Source organism: Nocardioides humi (assembly GCF_006494775.1).
Classification (GTDB): domain Bacteria; phylum Actinomycetota; class Actinomycetes; order Propionibacteriales; family Nocardioidaceae; genus Nocardioides; species Nocardioides humi.
The window spans coordinates 1,943,320-1,956,589 of sequence record NZ_CP041146.1; the positions used below are offsets into that span (position 1 = coordinate 1,943,320).

Sequence of the window (13,270 nt, forward strand, 5' to 3'; positions counted from 1 at the left end):
GATCACCCTAGGAGTCACCCCGGGCAGATTCGTCGAGGCGGATGAGGACGCCGCGGGGGGCCTCCTCGCGGGTGACGGCGAAGATGCGGTGGTCGCGCCACTGGCCGTCGATGTGCAGGAAGTACGGCGCGTAGCCGATCTCGCGGATGCCGAGCTTCTCCACGACGCGCAGGGAGTTGGTGTTCTCGGGGCGGATGCAGATCTCGATCCGGTGCAGGCCGCCGAGGAAGAAGCAGTGGTCGATCACCATCGCCACCGCGCGCGGGATGACGCCGCGGCCGGCGAACTGCTGGTCGATCCAGTACCCCACCGACGCGAACTGCGCCGAGCCGCGCACGATGTTGTTGACGCTGACCTGGCCGGCGAAGACGCCGTCGACCTCCACCACGAACGGGTACGTCGTCCCGTGCCGGGCGGCCTTGCGCAGCCGCTTGACCAGCGTGCGGAAGGACGTCGGCCGGGCGTCGGAGCCGGGCGGGGCGGTGGCGTCCCAGGGGCCGAGCCAGAGCGCGTTGCGGCGACGCGCGGCGCGCCAGGCCCGGGCGTCGCTGCTCACGATCGGGCGGAGCCGGACGACGGGATCGGTGCCGGAGATCAGCTCGTTGGGCCAGGCGCGGCCGGGTACGCCGACGACCATGCGCTCCCGCGGAGCCCCCCGTGGTGCGTCGCCGGGCCGGGCGTCACTCAATGGTCGCTCCCGACGATCTGCTCGACGGCGTGCACCAGCACCGGCTCGAGGACGGCGAGCGCGTCCTTCACCCCGCCGCGCGAGCCCGGCAGGTTGACCACGAGCGCCTGCCCCGCCACGCCCGCGAGCCCGCGCGAGAGCACGGCGGTCGGCACGCCCTTCGCGACGCCCGCGGCCCGGATCGCCTCGGCCAGGCCCGGGACCTCGCGGTCGAGCAGGGGGCGGGTCACCTCGGGGGTGCGGTCGGTCGGGGTGAGGCCGGTGCCGCCGGTGGTGAGCACGACCCGCGCACCGTCGCGTACGGCGAGCGCGATCGCCGCACCCACCGGCTCGCCGTCCGGGCGCACCACGGGCTCTCCCACCGAGAAGCCCCACGAGCGCAGCGCCGACACGATCAGCGGGCCCGTGGTGTCGTCGTACACCCCCGCGGCGGCCCGGTTGGACGCCACCACGACCACCGCGGGCAGGGCCGGGCTCATCGCGCCCAGTCCCCCGACTTGCCGCCGGTCTTGGTCTCCACCCGGACGTCGGTGATGACCGCGCCCTTGTCGACTGCCTTGACCATGTCGACGACGGTGAGCGCGGCGACGGAGACGGCGGTGAGCGCCTCCATCTCGACGCCGGTGCGGTCGGTCGTCCTGACCGTGGCGGCGATCTCGACGGCGTCGTCGGCGACCGACAGGTCCACGGTGACGCCGGAGATCGACAGCGGATGGCACAGCGGCACGAGCGCGGGCGTCTGCTTGGCGCCCATGATCCCGGCGATCCGCGCGACCGCGAGCGCGTCGCCCTTCGGCACGCCCTCGCCGCGCAGCAGTCCCACGACCTCGGGCGACACGAGCACCCGTCCCGACGCCGTCGCGACCCGCCGGGTCACGTCCTTGGCCGACACGTCGACCATCCGCGCCGCGCCCGCGGCGTCGACGTGGGTCAGCCGGGCCTGCTCGTCAGCCATGACTCCTCCTCCTTCATACGGGGCTCCCCACAGGGCTGCCTACGGACGCCAGCACCTCGACGGGCGTGCCCGCGGGCACCAGCCTCCCGGTTGGCGGGACGACGAGCAACGCGTCCGCCGCGGCGAGCAGCCGCTGCGAGTGACCGGCGTGCCCGGGCAGGGGACGGATCCGGCCGTCGTCGTCGAGCACGCCGGGCAGCAGCACCGTCCGGTCGCCGGCGGGGACCGGCGCGGCCAGGGGCGCGGTGACCGGCCGCCACGGGGAGCCGGCGAGCGCGTGCAGCAGCGGGACGACGTACAGCAGGAAGCCGGCGTACGCCGCGATCGGGGTGCCCGGCAGCGTCACGACCGGGACCCGCCGGCCGTCGGCGGCAGCGAGCGCGCCGCAGCCCTGGGGTCGGCCGGGCTTCATCGCGACCGGACCGAACCAGAAGCCGTCCTCGTCCGCCAGCGCGGCCTTGACGACGTCGTGGTCGCCGGCGGAGATGCCGCCCGTGGTGACGACGACGTCGGCCGCCTCGACGGCCGCCGTGAGCTGGGCACGGAACCCGGCGGGGTCGTCGGGCGCCGGTCCGTACGCCACTGCGTCGGCGCCCGCGGCCCGGCCGGCGGCCAGCAGGGTGGGCGAGTTGCTGTCGGGCACCTGCCCCTCGACCAGCTCGGCGCCGGTCGAGACGACGGCCAGCCGGACCCGGGGGCGCACGGCGACCGAGGCGGCGCCGACGGAGGTGAGCAGGCCGAGCTGGGCGGGCCCGAGCAGGGTGCCGGCGGCCAGGGCGCTCTCCCCCGCCCGCACGTCCTCGCCCTCGCACCGCACGTGCCGGCCGGCGTCGGCGGTCCGCAGGACCCGGACCGGGTCGGTGCCGCTGGTCCACTCGAAGGGGACGACCAGGTCGGCGCCGGGCGGCACCGGCGCGCCGGTCATGATCCGCAGCGCCGCCCCGCGAGGCAGCGGCGGCGCGTCGTCCCCGGCGGCGACGACGCCGGCGACGGGCAGCTCCACGGGCGGCGCCGCGACCTCGGCGGCCCGGACCGCGAAGCCGTCCATCGCCGCGTGGTCGAAGGGCGGCACCGACAGCGTGGCCACGACGTCCGCGGCGAGCACCCGGCCCAGCGCCTCCCCCAGCGGTACGGTGTCGCTCCGGCCCAGCGGTTCCACACCGGCCAGGATCCGTCGGCGATGGTCCTCGACCGTCGCCCCGACCACAGCGTCAGTCATCCGAACCGGCGAGCACCTCACCAGGGGCGACCCGTTGCGCGCCGCGACCGTCCAACTCGACGGCGCCGACGACCTGCACGCCGCGGCCGAAGGTCCAGTCACCGCGGATCCGCAGCGAGGTGGAGCGGGAAAGAAGGGGTTCCCCGTCGGGGAAGCGCTTGTCGAACTCGTTGATCGTTCGGTAGAAGCCGGGGTCGAGATCGACGTAGGGGACGCCGGACGCGACCTGGGTGAGCGCGAAGTCGTCGCCGATCTCGTAGACGTCGGAGCGCAGCACCAGCAGGTCGTTGGTGGTCTTGACCGGGATGAACCGGTCCCGGCCGACCTCGATCAGCCGGGCACCGTCGAAGACCTCGATCGCCGCGCCCATCGCGGTCTCGATCTGGACCACCTCGGGCGAGTCCGGGTCGGCGGGGTCGAGGTGCTTGACGTTGCGGATCAGCGGCAGGCCGAGGATGCCGTCGCGCTCGTCGAGCACCGCCTTCATCGCGTGCAGGTCGAACCACAGGTTGTTGGTCGAGGTGAACCGGTGCCGGTCGAGGTCGGCGAGCGCCTCGCGGTCCTCGGGCAGCGTCTGCGCGGTCTCGCGCAGCACGATCCGGCCGTCGGCCCTGCGGCGGGCGAAGTGCCCGCCCTTGCGGTCGGAGGCGGTACGACGGACCGCCTCGATCGCGAACGGCGCGCCGGACGCGGCGAACCAGCCCGCCACCCGCGGATCCGGGACCGCGCCGAGGTTGTCGGAGTTGGAGACGAAGACGTAGCGGTAGCCCTGCTCGATCAGCCGGTCGAGCAGGCCGCTGCCGCGCAGCGCGGTGTAGAGGTCGCCGTGCCCGGGGGGACACCACTCGAGATCGGGGTCCTTGGGCCAGCTGGCCGGCGTGAGGTCGGCGGTGAGGAGCTTGGGCTCCTTGTTCTGGAGGAACTCCAGCGGCAGGCCCTCGACGGCGAGATCCTCGTAGCGCGCCAGCGCGTGGAGGGTGTCGGCGGAGGTGCGGAAGGAGTTCATGAGCAGCAGCGGCAGCCGGGCGTCGTACCTCTGCCGCAGGTGCAGCGCCTGCCGGGCGATGATGTCGAGGAAGGACAGCCCGCGGCGCACGCACAGCAGCGACTTCGCGCGGTCCATGCCCATCGAGGTGCCGAGCCCGCCGTTGAGCTTGATCGCGACGGTCCGGCCGATCGCGTCGGCGGCGACGTCGTCGGGGACCTCCACGTCGGCGAGGCTCTCGATGTCGACGGGCTCGATGGTCGCCTCCGGCACCATCCCGGTCTCACCGTGCTCCAGTAGCCGGTAGTAGTGCGCGAACGTCTCGATCGCGACGGGGTCGACCCCCGCCTCGAGCATCTTCGCCCGCGCCTTCTCGAGGCCGCCTCCGCGACCGCTCATACCCATACCGCCGATCGTAGGCTTCTCGGGTGACTGGTCCACAACCGTGCCAAGGGGCGGCCAAGGTCGCGGCCCGCGACCAGCTGCTGACGGCCCGCCGGCGCCGGCCGCTGGCCGAGGTCGGGGCGGCCGCCCGGGCGATCGCGGACGGCCTGCTCGCGACACCGGAGGTACGCCGCGCCGCGACCGTCGCGGCGTACGTCTCCGTCGGCACCGAGCCCGGCACGACCGCCCTGCTCGACCTTCTCGCCGACGCCGGGAAGCGGGTGATCCTGCCGGTGCTGCTGCCCGACAACGACCTCGACTGGGCCGTCTACCGCGGCCCGGCCTCCCTCGCCCCGCCCGCCGCGGCCTGCTCGAGCCGCTCGGTGAGCCCCTCGGCGTCGACGCGGTCGCGACCGCCGACGTCGTCCTCGTCCCCGGCCTCGCCGTCTCCACCGGCGGCCTGCGGCTGGGCCGCGGCGGCGGGTCCTACGACCGCGCGCTGGCCCGCGTGCCCGTCGGCACCTTCACCTGCGTCCTGCTGTACGACGACGAGGTGCTCCCCGAGGTCCCCGCCGAGCCGCACGACCGGCCGGTCACCGCGGCCGCCACGCCGAGCGGTGTCGTGCGCGTCCGCCCCGGCTGACCGGGTCAGCCGGCCGGAGTGAGGCGCAGGACGTCCTTGCCGGCGTCCTCGACGGCCTTCTCGGAGAACACCCAGGGCAGGGTCTCTCCGCGCGCCCAGAGCTCGGTCTGGTCGGTGTAGTGAGGGTGGAAGGCGTGGCCGGAGACGCCGGTGAGATTGATCCACCGCGCGGCGTCGAGGTCGTCCATCGGGACCACCATCCGCATCGACGGCGCGGTGACCACCTGGTAGCCCTCGCGGGCGTCCCACGCCGTGGCGTTGACCAGCGAGCTGCCGCCGCCGACCTCCCAGCCGCCGCGGTTGAAGATCCGCTCGACGATCCCGATGCCGGACTCCCCCAGCGTGGAGGAGCGCAGGTCGAGCTCGTGCAGCGCCCCCCAGGTCCACTCCTTGGCATGGGGCGACTCGAGGGCGGTGAGCTCGTCGCGGGCCGCCATCATGGCGTCGCGCAGGATGTCCTCGCGCCGCTCGACCTTGTCGTCGGTGCTCACGTCGTCCCACCAGGCGTTCTTGCCGCGCGGCAGCAGCGCGGTGACGACCGCGAACCAGCGGTCGCCGCCGTCGGGGCGGATCACCTCGGGCAGCTCGTCGGCGAAGGTCCGCTCCAGCACCTCGCGCCACACGACGTTGAAGTACGCCGCGGCCGCGCTGTCGGCGTCCTGCCGGTAGTTCCACGAACGCAGCAGCCGCTGGCCGTCCGAGTAGTAGCCGCGGGGCAGGTCGATGTCGAGGAGGTACGGCGTCAGGGCCTCCCCGATCGCGCTGCGGTCGTCGAGCTGGATGGCCGCCATCCTCTCGACGCTGAGCTCGTCGTCGGCGGCGAGCAGCCGGTTGATCCGGTCCGAGCGGTAGCCGAGGTCCCAGTCGGAGGTGAGGTACGGCGTGTCCCCGCCCGGGTCCGTGACCGCCTGGTTGGCGGTGGCGATGATCCCGGACGGCGGGTCGAGGACGTGCGGGAGGGAGTCGTACGGCACGAACTCGCCGGTCCAGCCGGTCGACCGCAGCCAGCCCGCGGCGGGCAGCCGCCCGTCGTTGCCGGGGCGGCGGATGGGCACCAGACCGGTCGCCTGGTACCCGATGTGGCCCTCGGTGTCGGCGTAGACGACGTTCTGCCCCGGTACGGCGAAGTCGGCGAGCGCCTCGCGGAACGAGTCCCAGTCGCTCGCCCGGTCGAGGGCGAGGAGGGCGTCCGCGGTCGGCCGCGGCGTCAGCGCCGTCCAGGCCAGCGAGATGGCGTCCTCGCCTGCGTCCTGCGCGTCCGCGACGTCCTCGACCTGGTCGAGCAGGCCGTCGCGGGTGATCTCGATCCCGTCCTCGTCGGCGAACCGGGCGAGATCGGAGAGCAGCGGCCCGTGGCTGGTGGAGCGCACGGTGATCTCGACGTCCTCGCCGTCGCGGACCTCGATCCGCTCGGTGCGGCGGGTCAGCGGGAGCCGCTGGCCGTCGTACTCCCAGGTGTCGCCGCTCACCCGCTCGACGTACAGGTCGGTCACGTCGGGACCGAGGTTCGTGAACCCCCACGCGATGTGGCGGTTGTGGCCGATCACGACGCCGGGGACGCCGGAGAAGCCGAACCCGGCGACGTCGTAGGGGCACTCGGGCGACAGCGTGCGGCAGTGCAGGCCGACCTGGGTCCACACGCCGGGCAGCGAGATGCCGAGGTGCGGGTCGTTGGCGAGGATCGGCGCGCCGGTGTCGGTGTGGTCGCCGTCGACGACCCAGGCGTTGCTGCCGATGCCGTCGCCGCGCCCCAGCAGGGCGGGCACGCCGGCCAGGACGCTGCGCACCCGCGCGAGGGCACGCACGGTGCCGGTGCCTGCGCCGGCCGGCGCGGGGCGCGACAGGGCCGGGGAGCCGCCGGCGGCGCCGTCCGGCCGGACGATCGGGGCGTGCTCGTCGTACGGGTAGTCGGGGTAGAGGTCCTTCGCGCGGTCCTCGCCGACGGTCGCGATCGCGAGCGCGCGGCCGATCTCCTCGTCGAGGTTGCCGCGCAGGTCCCAGGCCATCGCCTTGAGCCAGGCGACCGAGTCGACGGCGCTCCACTTCTCGGGCTGGTAGTCGAGGCCGGTGATGCCCAGCAGGGTGTACTCCAGGGACATCTCGGACGGCGAGCGGCCCTCGAGGTAGGCGTTCACGCCCTCCGCGTAGGCGTCCAGCGCGCTCCGGGTCGAGGGCCGCAGCAGGGACAGCTCCTTCTCGGCGACGTCGCGCCAGCCGAGGGTGCGGACGACGAGGTCGGTCTCCAGGCCGGAGTCCCCGAACAGCTCCGAGAGGCGGCCGGCGGTCGCGTGCCGTCGTACGTCCATCTCGAAGAAGCGGTCCTGGGCGTGGACGAAGCCCTGGGCCAGCATCAGGTCGTGGGTCGAGTCGGCGTAGATCTGGGGGATGCCGTGGTCGTCGCGCACGACCCGGACCTCCGCCTCGAGCCCGCTGATCGTCAGCTCGCCGCCCGTCTGCGGCCAGGACCGGCGCACGCCCACGACGGCGGTCGTCAGGCCGGCGATCAGCACCAGGACGAGCAGCACGCCGATCGCCGCGGTCCATCGCAGCCACCGGGGCCAGGAGGGAGAGGGGCGCTCCGGGGCGTCGGCGACGGTGTCGCTCGGGTCGTGGTCCACCATGGTGGCGTCATTGTGCCGTGCAGGCCCCTCCTGGCGTAGCATTGGCACTCGCCCGGCAAGAGTGCTAGGGCGAGAGCGCCAAGCGAGGAACGTCGATGCCCACCTATCAGTACCTGTGCACCGAGTGCGGCCATGCCTTCGAGCAGGTCCAGAAGTTCAGCGACGCCGCCCTCACCACGTGCCCCGAGTGCACCGGACGCCTGCGCAAGGTGTTCAACTCCGTGGGCGTCGTGTTCAAGGGCTCGGGCTTCTACAAGACCGACAGCAAGTCCGACGGCAAGTCGGGCGGCACGTCGTCCGAGAAGCCCGCCGCGAAGAGCGACAGCGCGCCCGCCGCGTCGAGCTCGAGCGGCTCGAGCGACTCCTCGGGCTCGACCTCGAGCGCCGCGGCCTCGCCCGCCTCGTAGGACCCCTGTGGATGACGCCGGCAGCCGGCGTCGCGGCGGCCTACCGTCGCCGGCATGGAGCCCCGCGACCCTGACCGCCCGCCCGCGCGCCGCCCGCTGCGTCGTACCCGCGACGCCCTCGACGAGGTACGCCGCCGGCTGCTGCGCCGGCGCCGGCTGATCGCCGCCCTCCTCCTGGGCGTGGGGGCCGCCGTCGCCGTCCGCTCCCTCGCGCCGCCGCCCCCGGCCACCGCCGCGGTGCTCGTGGCGGCCCGCGACCTGCCGGCCGGGCAGGCCCTGGCGCGCGGCGACCTGGTGACGGTGCGGGTGCCGCCGGACGTCGTACCGGACGGGGCGGCGGACGACCCGGTCGGGCGGCGCCTGGCCGCGCCGCTGCGCGCGGGCGAGCCGGTGACCGACGTGCGCCTGGTCGGGCCGGACCTCGGCACGGCCCAGCCCGCCGGCACCGTGACCGTGCCGGTCCGGCTGTCCGACGCGGGGCAGGTCGCGCTGCTGACGCCCGGCGACCGGATCACCCTGCTCGGCACCGATCCGCAGGGCCGCACCACCCGGACGCTGGCCCGCGACGCGACCGTGCTCGCCGTCCCCGACCCGGCCGCGGCGGACGACGGCGCGCTTCCCGGGCGGCTGGTCGTGCTGGCCCTAGATTCGGGCGAGGTGTACCACGTCACGGCCGCGTCCGCAGCGGAATACGTGACTTATACGTGGAGTCGCAGATAGTTTTCTGGCCCAAGAGAGGGTCCCGACCTCAACCAGCGCCTCGGGAAAGAGGAGAGATACATGTCCGGGTTCAAGAAGTTCCTGCTCCAGGGCAACCTGGTCGACATCGCTGTCGCGTTCATCATCGGTGCGTCCTTCGGCACCGTCGTCACCACCTTCGTCAACTGGCTGACCGCGCAGATGCCGGACTCCGCCAGCGACGTCTTCAGCAACACCCCGAACTCGTTCGGCGCGTTCCTCAACGCCGTGATCGCGTTCGTGATCCTGGCCGCCGTCGTCTACTTCCTGGTCGTCATGCCCTACACCAAGGCCAAGGAGCGCTTCTTCCCCGACGAGCCCGAGGCCGAGGCCCCGGACATCGTCCTGCTCACCCAGATCCGGGACTCGCTCGCCAACCGCTGAGCGGCGAGCGCCGAGAGGCAGCGCGAGGGCCGGTGGGGGAGCTCCCCCACCGGCCCTCGATGCTTCTCGGGACGCCGTCAGTCGCCGTGGTGGGGCGGGACCTGCGCCTTGAGCCAGCGGTCGCCGGCGCTCTCCCGGACCTCGGGAGGCAGGTCGTCGCGCTCGTCGGAGGTCACCGCGGGCTCGACGTCGCCGAAGATCTCGGCCAGCCGGCGCCGGCGCTCCCACTCGCTCTGCGGGTGCTCGCTCTGCGGGTGCTCGCTCTGCGGGTGCTCGCTCATCGGGTCCGCCGGGTCCGGCTCAGGTGCACAGGCCGGCCGCGGCCCGGCCGGACTCGCTGAGGCCCTCGGGGGTCGCCGGCGGGGTCTGCGTGTCGTCGCCGGGCGTGCCGTCCGGCGTACCGCTGGCCGTGTCGGAGGGCGTCTCCGTCGGGCTCGCGCCGGCGCCGCCGGTCGCCGACGGCGAGCCGTCGGGGTTGTCGCCGGCGCTGAGCGCGTCCTTGAGGAACTCCGCCGTCAGCGGCTTGTCCTGGCGGACCAGCCGCCACAGCTTGTCGACCTCGGGGGTCCACTCGATGCCGGAGCTCACCTTGCTGGAGTAGACCCACGGCGTGGTGATGAACTTGATGTTGTCGGCGCCGATGCCCTGCGCGGTGACGGCCAGGTCGGCCATCTGCGCGATGCCCTTGAAGTCGGTCTGCAGCGACGACGTGGCGGCGTTCATGAAGCTGATCAGCCGGTCGGGCCGGGCGAGCATGCCGGCCGTGAGCGCCTTGTTGATCATCGAGCCGATGAAGGCCTGTTGACGCCGGGTGCGGTTGGGGTCGGTGCCGTCGCCGATCCGGTAGCGGGCCCGGACGTAGGTGAGCGCCTCGTTGCCCTTGATCTCCCGGGTGCCGGCCTTGAGGTGGATGTTGCGCACCTCGTCGTCGATGTCGTCGGGGATGCAGACTTCGACCCCGTCGAGGGCGTTGACCATGTCCTTGAACTGGTTGAAGTCGACGACGACGTAGTTGTCGATGCGGATGTTCGTGACCTGCTCGAACTGCTGGATCGTGCACGCCGGGCCGCCGTACGCGAAGGCGGCGTTCCACTTGTCGTACCCGCTCGCGGCCCGGATCTTGCTGCCGTCCTCCTTGGTGCACTCCGGCCGGATCACCGCGGTGTCGCGCGGGACGGAGATGCCGTAGGCGAACTCCCTGTTGGCCGAGAGGTGGAACAGGATCGTGGTGTCGGAGAGCCCGTTGGTCGACTCGCCGTCGATGCCGTTGCCCTCGCCCGCGCGGGTGTCGGAGCCCATGACCAGGATGTTCATCGGCTCCCGGGGGCCGGCGACGTCCTCCTTGTCGGGGCGGTTGGTCAGCTGGTTCGACACGTCCTGCCGGTCGATATTGCCGTTCCAGTTGTTGTAGACCAGGACCACGCCCAGACCGGTCGCCAGGCCGAGCGACAGGAGGCTCGCGGCGATCACCTTGAAGACGGTCTTGCCCGGCTGCGGCGCCTTGCGCCGTCCCCCGGCGACCCGTCGTCCCCGCCCGCCCCGCTCCGCGCGGGGACGACGGCGGTCCCGGTCGGCCCGTGAGGTCGGCACCCGGCGCGCGCGGCTCCCCGGCGTCGCGTCGGCGCGCCCGGTCTCAACGTCCTGCGTCATGGATCACCTGGTCGTGTGGCCGCTCGCGGCGGATGGTCGTGGCTCGACTGCGCTGCCGAGTCAGCGGCCGGTCGGCACCGGTGGTACCACGCCCACCGTACGGACCGCACCAAGCACGGCGGCGAGTCGTCACCATTGTCACCGCTCGTCTCCTCTCGACCCAATCCGGCCCCGCCCAACTGGACCTGACAAGATGGACCCTGACACACCTACGCCCCAGTAGCTCAGTGGATAGAGCAGCCGCCTCCTAAGCGAAAGGTCGCAAGTTCGACTCTTGCCTGGGGCACGCGACGTTACCCTTGGCACCCGTGGACGTCTTCCTGCTCTGGCACGTCCGACACGCCAGGAACGTGGATGGATCGCCGATCGAGCATCGCGACGAGTCGGGAGAGCTGCTCATCGACGAGGAGTACGACGACGTCAAGGTGATCGGGATCTATTCGACCGCGGACGCCGCGATGGCCGCCATCGAGCGCGCTCGACTTCGCGAGGGCTTCCGCGACGAGCCCGACTGCTTCGTCGCGGACGCCTACACGCTCGACGCGGACCGCTGGACCGACGGGTTCGTCAGCATGCCGGTCCAGGAGGACTGACGAGCCCTCCGCTCAGCGCAGCCGCAGAACCACGCCGCGACACCGGTCCGGCCGGATCGGCGCGTTCGGCCTGTGGGTGGGATCGTCTCGCGTGTACGTCGTCACCGTGGTGACGGGGGTCGTTGCCATGTCGATCTCCCGCGTGGCGGACTGGGCCGATGCGCGGTTCGTCCTGCTGCGGAGGCGTTGAGTCCGCGCACCCCGGCCACACGGCGGCGCGCCGGGCGCGAGCCCTTCAGACGGTGCCGAAGAACTTGACGCGCTCGACGTCGCCGAGCGTCAGCGACGCACGCGAGGTGATGGCCACCAGGGCTCGGCCGATGCGCTCCATGCCCTCCTCGTTGAGGCGCTCCAGTGGTGCGACGAAGGTCGCCAGCCCCTCGAAGCCGTTGCTGCTGGTGACGGGCGCGCACACGCCACCGACGCCCTCGTGGAACTCGCCGCGATCGACGGCGTAGCCCCGCTGCAGCGTGGTCTCCAGCTCCTCCGCGTAGACCTTCGGGTCGGTGATCGACTTGTCGGTGTAGCGGGTCAGCTTGGTGGGGGCTTGACGCCGGCCCAGGCGAAGTAGACCTTGCCCCACGACGAGGCGTCGAGCGGGACGCGGCCGCCGAAGGGCATGGCGACATTGGTCCGGCCCGCGCGGTGCGAGTTCAGCACGAGGAAGGTGTCGCCCCAGGGGACGGCGACCGCGGAGGTGACGCTGAGCTCGGCGGCGGCGTCGACCAGCTCCATCCAGGTGGCTCGGTAGACCGGTGTCGAGCGGGCGAAGCCGGCGCCGAGGTAGAACACCTGCGGCCCGAGCTCGTACCTCTTGTCCTGCACCTGGAGGACCATCGACTCCTTCAGCAGATGGCTGAGGATCGAGTGCGCCGAGCTGGGGGCGACGCCGATGGCCTCCGCGATCGCCGTCAGCGTCATCGGCCCGTTGGCGTTGCGCAGCGCACCCAGGACGGCGACGGCCTTGCCGATCGCGCTGTTGTTCACGGTCTGGGCTTGCGACACCATGTCGTCCGAAGCCTTGCGTGCGGCCATGGCACTCCTCACATCGGTCCGAGACGCCGACTGCGGCGGACCGTGCCCGGACCCGACGGCGGCGCGAAATAGGTTCCATTCATCTGAATCTGATTCTAGACTATCCCAGCCGCGTCCGATGGCCGACATTCACCGCACGTGGAACTCCGGCTCGCGTCGCTCCTGCGCCGCCCTGACCCCCTCGGCGAAGTCATCGGTCCGCATCAGCGCCACCTGCTCGGCCAGCTCGTGGGCGAGAGCGGCGTCGACCTGCTCGGCCAGGTCGCTCCCGCGCAGCGTACGCCGGATGCTGGCCACCGCAAGGGGGGCGCACCGGGCGATCTCGCCCGCCCAGGCGACGGCCTCCGCCCGGAGCGAGTCGGCCGACTCGCTCACCCGGTCGAACAGGCCGAGCTCCCCCGCCTCCCGGCCGTCGAGCGTGCGGCCGGAGAGCAGCAGCCCCGCGGCGCGCTGCCGCCCGACGGCGCGCGCGAGGGTCACGCTGAGGCCGAAGCCGTGGTGGATGCCGATCCGGGCGAAGTTCGCCGCGAGCCGGGCATCGGGCGCTCCGACCCGGAAGTCCGCGGACATCGCCAGGCCGAGCCCGCCGCCGATCGCGGCGCCCTGGACCGCGGCCACGACCGGCGGGCCGGCGGCGAAGAGCCGGAGGCCCTGCCGGTAGATCGCGGCCACGGTCGCCTCGACGTCGCGCGCGTCGCCGAAGTCCAGGCCCGCGCAGAAGTGGCGCCCCGCCGAGCACAGCACGATCGCCCGAGCGCGGTCGGCAGCGAGCTCGGCGTAGGCGTCGGCGATCTTGCCGATCAGGACGGCGTCGAAGTAGTTGGACCGGCCGCGGCCGAACTCCACGACGGCGACCCCGCGGTCGTCGACCTCGACGGAGACCACCGCATCGCTCGTCTCGCCCGTCGTCACGCTCCCACCGTCCCCGCGGGGTCGGTCATCACGAGCATCAGGTACCTGGGCATCCG

16 protein-coding genes, 1 tRNA gene and 1 pseudogene are annotated in these 13,270 nt (G+C 73.0%); 7 read left to right on the forward strand and 11 right to left on the reverse strand.

Annotated features, from left to right (window positions below; genetic code table 11):
* Window positions 1-7: 7 nt before the first annotated feature.
* From FIV44_RS09605 to FIV44_RS09625, 5 genes are read right to left on the reverse strand one after another with little or no spacing between them, the layout of a single operon-like run.
* Window positions 8-688 (reverse strand): GNAT family N-acetyltransferase, encoded by a 681-nt coding sequence (locus tag FIV44_RS09605; protein WP_246086900.1) that lies wholly within the window; start codon window positions 686-688, stop codon window positions 8-10.
* A complete protein-coding gene (locus FIV44_RS09610; protein WP_141004246.1) occupies window positions 685-1,167 on the reverse strand; it encodes a MogA/MoaB family molybdenum cofactor biosynthesis protein in 483 nt (160 codons plus the stop codon). Before FIV44_RS09610 ends, FIV44_RS09605 begins: the two co-directional genes overlap by 4 nt.
* On the reverse strand, window positions 1,164-1,643 hold the full coding sequence (gene moaC, locus FIV44_RS09615; RefSeq protein ID WP_141004247.1) for a cyclic pyranopterin monophosphate synthase MoaC: 480 nt from the start codon (window positions 1,641-1,643) through the stop codon (window positions 1,164-1,166). Before moaC ends, FIV44_RS09610 begins: the two co-directional genes overlap by 4 nt.
* Window positions 1,644-1,656: 13 nt before the next feature.
* Window positions 1,657-2,862 carry a molybdopterin molybdotransferase MoeA gene (locus FIV44_RS09620; RefSeq protein WP_141004248.1) on the reverse strand — a complete coding sequence of 402 codons (1,206 nt, stop codon included), beginning with the start codon at window positions 2,860-2,862 and terminating at the stop codon, window positions 1,657-1,659.
* Window positions 2,855-4,246 carry a UTP--glucose-1-phosphate uridylyltransferase gene (locus FIV44_RS09625; protein ID WP_141007811.1) on the reverse strand — a complete coding sequence of 464 codons (1,392 nt, stop codon included), beginning with the start codon at window positions 4,244-4,246 and terminating at the stop codon, window positions 2,855-2,857. The genes FIV44_RS09620 and FIV44_RS09625 overlap by 8 nt, the downstream gene beginning before the upstream one ends.
* Window positions 4,247-4,275: 29 nt before the next feature.
* On the opposite strand from FIV44_RS09625, the pseudogene FIV44_RS33105 reads away from it, so the two are divergent.
* Window positions 4,276-4,515, forward strand: a pseudogene (locus tag FIV44_RS33105) (5-formyltetrahydrofolate cyclo-ligase); the annotation flags it as partial.
* Between the two features lie 83 nt (window positions 4,516-4,598).
* On the forward strand, window positions 4,599-4,874 hold the full coding sequence (locus FIV44_RS33110; RefSeq protein WP_281285858.1) for a 5-formyltetrahydrofolate cyclo-ligase: 276 nt from the start codon (window positions 4,599-4,601) through the stop codon (window positions 4,872-4,874).
* 5 nt (window positions 4,875-4,879) lie between these two features.
* Here FIV44_RS33110 and FIV44_RS09635 read toward each other — a convergent pair whose 3' ends face one another.
* Window positions 4,880-7,495: a penicillin acylase family protein gene (locus FIV44_RS09635; protein WP_141004249.1), complete on the reverse strand. Its 2,616-nt coding sequence runs from the start codon at window positions 7,493-7,495 to the stop codon at window positions 4,880-4,882.
* A 95-nt stretch (window positions 7,496-7,590) separates the two neighbouring features.
* Between FIV44_RS09635 and FIV44_RS09640 the strand changes: the two genes are divergently transcribed.
* Genes FIV44_RS09640 through FIV44_RS09650 form a run of 3 tightly spaced genes read left to right on the forward strand, consistent with a single transcriptional unit; the run spans window position 7,591 to window position 9,024 of the window.
* Complete coding sequence (locus FIV44_RS09640) at window positions 7,591-7,902, forward strand: FmdB family zinc ribbon protein (RefSeq protein WP_141004250.1); 312 nt, start codon at window positions 7,591-7,593, stop codon at window positions 7,900-7,902.
* A 54-nt stretch (window positions 7,903-7,956) separates the two neighbouring features.
* Window positions 7,957-8,622 (forward strand): SAF domain-containing protein, encoded by a 666-nt coding sequence (locus FIV44_RS09645; protein WP_141004251.1) that lies wholly within the window; start codon window positions 7,957-7,959, stop codon window positions 8,620-8,622.
* 60 nt (window positions 8,623-8,682) lie between these two features.
* Complete coding sequence (locus FIV44_RS09650) at window positions 8,683-9,024, forward strand: MscL family protein (protein WP_141004252.1); 342 nt, start codon at window positions 8,683-8,685, stop codon at window positions 9,022-9,024.
* 77 nt (window positions 9,025-9,101) lie between these two features.
* Here FIV44_RS09650 and FIV44_RS09655 read toward each other — a convergent pair whose 3' ends face one another.
* Together FIV44_RS09655 and FIV44_RS09660 are read right to left on the reverse strand one after the other, a co-directional pair.
* The gene (locus tag FIV44_RS09655; protein ID WP_141004253.1) at window positions 9,102-9,305 is read right to left on the reverse strand and encodes a hypothetical protein; all 204 of its coding nucleotides are present in this window, start codon (window positions 9,303-9,305) and stop codon (window positions 9,102-9,104) included.
* Window positions 9,306-9,324: 19 nt separating this feature from the next.
* Window positions 9,325-10,674: an LCP family protein gene (locus FIV44_RS09660; protein ID WP_141004254.1), complete on the reverse strand. Its 1,350-nt coding sequence runs from the start codon at window positions 10,672-10,674 to the stop codon at window positions 9,325-9,327.
* 213 nt (window positions 10,675-10,887) lie between these two features.
* Here FIV44_RS09660 and FIV44_RS09665 point away from each other — a divergent pair.
* Both FIV44_RS09665 and FIV44_RS09670 read left to right on the forward strand, forming a co-directional pair.
* Window positions 10,888-10,960 (forward strand) — tRNA-Arg (locus FIV44_RS09665).
* 22 nt (window positions 10,961-10,982) lie between these two features.
* On the forward strand, window positions 10,983-11,267 hold the full coding sequence (locus FIV44_RS09670; protein ID WP_141004255.1) for a DUF7336 domain-containing protein: 285 nt from the start codon (window positions 10,983-10,985) through the stop codon (window positions 11,265-11,267).
* A 235-nt stretch (window positions 11,268-11,502) separates the two neighbouring features.
* Here the strand turns inward: FIV44_RS09670 and FIV44_RS09675 are convergent, their stop codons facing one another.
* From FIV44_RS09675 to FIV44_RS09685, 3 genes are all read right to left on the reverse strand, one after another.
* Window positions 11,503-11,850: an IclR family transcriptional regulator domain-containing protein gene (locus FIV44_RS09675; protein ID WP_181411075.1), complete on the reverse strand. Its 348-nt coding sequence runs from the start codon at window positions 11,848-11,850 to the stop codon at window positions 11,503-11,505.
* Entirely contained in the window at window positions 11,799-12,302 is a 504-nt protein-coding gene (locus FIV44_RS09680) for a helix-turn-helix domain-containing protein (RefSeq protein ID WP_181411076.1), read from the reverse strand. The genes FIV44_RS09675 and FIV44_RS09680 overlap by 52 nt, the downstream gene beginning before the upstream one ends.
* Before the next feature lie 129 nt (window positions 12,303-12,431).
* A complete protein-coding gene (locus tag FIV44_RS09685) occupies window positions 12,432-13,214 on the reverse strand; it encodes an enoyl-CoA hydratase/isomerase family protein (RefSeq protein WP_141004257.1) in 783 nt (260 codons plus the stop codon).
* Window positions 13,215-13,270: the final 56 nt, after the last annotated feature.